Genomic DNA, 2,240 nt, shown 5'->3' on the forward strand with positions numbered 1-2,240 from the left:
AACATTATTCAGAATTCGATATTTAACTTTTTTAGTAGATTCTGATTGATTATGCCATTGCATGCTTTGTAAATACTGATGTAACAACCAATCGAAAGACCCTTCTGTGAGTCTGGTTTGTTTTATTTTCTTGGAGGAGCCATTTTGAGCTTGTTTAATAGCCAGCGTATAATTATCAACAAACTCTTGCGTTCCATAGGTTCCTTCAATCCGAAACCGTGGTCCATGACCAATACGTACATACCATATAACTTTACCATGGCGTGTACGTTCACGAACAAGATGCGGTGGACGGCGTTTTGGCATGGCTAAAACTTTATACCGTCGACAGAGGGGCAAGATTTATTGGTGCTGTATTCTTCTTGCTCGTTTTCAAGTGGTGGAAAATCGTTGATGCTATAAGTATTATCTGTCGTTGTTGGTGTTATGGTTTTATTGATATGAATTAATAATTCCCCTGTAGGTTTGATTTCTATGAGTTCGCATCCTTGTTTTTTAGCTTCTCGTAAAGCACGAGCAATAGCTGGTTGCGTGATAGTAGGTGGGCGGTGTGGCATGTTTATTCCCCTTCATTTTAGATGTAATTCACCCGTGGCGTGAAGCACGCATGTGTTGAAATTTTGTTTGTGGAGTTAGAAGCTGGTTTATAGAGATACTATAAGATTAGTCGTTCGTATTTTCTCATCTGGTCTTTTCTCCAGTTGAGATTCTTCTATCGCCATCAATCCAGTCGTCCCAACATACACATGCTTCACCGTAAATTTTTGCATGACCGTAAACATGCGCATCACCGTAAACTTGCGCATTGCCGTAAACACGCGCCCTATCGTAAATGTGTGGCTCTTCGTAAACTTGTGCATTGCCATAAACTTCTGCATTATCAAAAACGCTAGGTTCACCGCAAATATATGCATCACCGTAAACTTCTGCATGACCGTAAATGCATGGTTCATCGAAAACTTCTGCTTTGCCATAAATACGAGAATTGTCGTGAACATGTGCATAACCGTAAACATGTGCATTTTCGTAAACCTTAGCATCATCATAAACCTTGGCATAATCCCCAATCCAGCAATTACCATGATGTGATAGGTTGTCTTCTTTCTCGATATAGCCTCCAAGATCACCTTTCTTGACGTCCCCAAAATCTCTCAATGCACGAATGCGGTGGAGAGTTTTACCTTCAATCTCAGTTGTTTCATCAGTCAGTTCATATTTATTTTCCATGGTTTATTTCCTTGATTTGCGTACAATCCACCCGTGGCGTGAATCACGCATGTGTTGAAAGTGTTAGGAAAGGGTGGGGGTGCTGGGAGGAGAGAGCACCCCCATATGTTTAAGCAGCTTTTGCCAAAATCTTTTGCATCTCTTGTTCTATTTCCCCTAAAAAGATTTCGACCGCTTTATTGATCTCTTCAATGTGTTTCTCATCACGGAGGACGCGTTTGATTTTCATTCTCAAACCAGTAGATTTGCCTACAAAATTTGGATTATAGCTCATGAAATCACACCATTTACGTCCAGTGCATGCCATTTGGAATTGCATTTGTGCGTGATATTCTGGTTTAATTTCGTCATACATAAAAAAACGAAGATGAGTCGTTGATTGTGGACATTTGACTTCGATTAAACCGTCCTCTCCAATGAACCCATCAGGACTTGCACCAGCCATTTCCATTTTTGGGTGTGGGATAAACCCGCATCTTGTGACTTCTGCGTCATAAATGAATTCATATTCTCTTAAGGCATTCTCTTCATGTTCAATGCCCCATTGCATAGCAGGTGTTGTATAAGATTGGCTTATTTCACCTATTAAGCGTTCTGTCATGAGTTTCGTTTTGTAGTCTTCATATTTGCTTGTAGGAAAACCTTTTGCTGTCTTACTGAGTACGTTGTAAACGTTTGAAGCAGTGACTTTACCCAAGCGCGCTTGAAACCATTGTGCTGTTCTTTGCTCCATCTCACACCGCCGTTCCCTGTTCGTGTGGCGTTGCTATATCGGCATCTTGTATAGTAGAATCTGTTTCTACCTTTTGCTTGTTTTGTTTATTTTTTAAAAGATGCAACACCGTTTGTGCTTGTCCTTCAGACATATCGTCAAGCTTTTTGACGTTGACATAAGTAAGTATTTTTTCTTCTTCTGTTTGGGTTTGTACGATGAGTCTTCTGATTTCATTGATCTGTTGTGGAAAAGCCTTTTTAATAGGCGGGTTTCCATCTGTATCATCATCTTCACTCAC

At 40.2% G+C, this 2,240-nt stretch carries 3 protein-coding genes and 2 pseudogenes; all 5 read right to left on the reverse strand.

All coding sequences use genetic code 11. From position 1 onward, the window contains the following. Positions 1-306: pseudogene (locus ACFIJW_RS00210) on the reverse strand (integrase); the annotation flags it as partial. A 2-nt stretch (positions 307-308) separates the two neighbouring features. Beyond that, the gene (locus ACFIJW_RS00215) at positions 309-557 is read right to left on the reverse strand and encodes a hypothetical protein (RefSeq protein WP_375632693.1); all 249 of its coding nucleotides are present in this window, start codon (positions 555-557) and stop codon (positions 309-311) included. Positions 558-681: 124 nt separating this feature from the next. Next, a complete protein-coding gene (locus ACFIJW_RS00220; RefSeq protein WP_375632695.1) occupies positions 682-1,227 on the reverse strand; it encodes a hypothetical protein in 546 nt (181 codons plus the stop codon). Between the two features lie 109 nt (positions 1,228-1,336). Next, positions 1,337-1,960, reverse strand: a complete 624-nt coding sequence (locus ACFIJW_RS00225) for a lambda exonuclease family protein (RefSeq protein ID WP_375632697.1) — start codon at positions 1,958-1,960, stop codon at positions 1,337-1,339. Between the two features lies 1 nt (position 1,961). After that, positions 1,962-2,240 (reverse strand): annotated as a pseudogene (locus tag ACFIJW_RS00230) (recombinase); the annotation flags it as partial.

The sequence above is a fragment of the Bartonella sp. MM97QHHN genome (assembly GCF_042194285.1).
Classification (GTDB): domain Bacteria; phylum Pseudomonadota; class Alphaproteobacteria; order Rhizobiales; family Rhizobiaceae; genus Bartonella.

Bases quoted from the DNA above. Each gene is read 5' to 3' on its own strand.
- ACFIJW_RS00225 (WP_375632697.1), bottom strand. From the start codon at position 1,960: ATGGAGCAAAGAACAGCACAATGGTTTCAAGCGCGCTTGGGTAAAGTC.
- ACFIJW_RS00220 (WP_375632695.1), bottom strand. From the start codon at position 1,227: ATGGAAAATAAATATGAACTGACTGATGAAACAACTGAGATTGAAGGT.
- ACFIJW_RS00215 (WP_375632693.1), bottom strand. From the start codon at position 557: ATGCCACACCGCCCACCTACTATCACGCAACCAGCTATTGCTCGTGCT.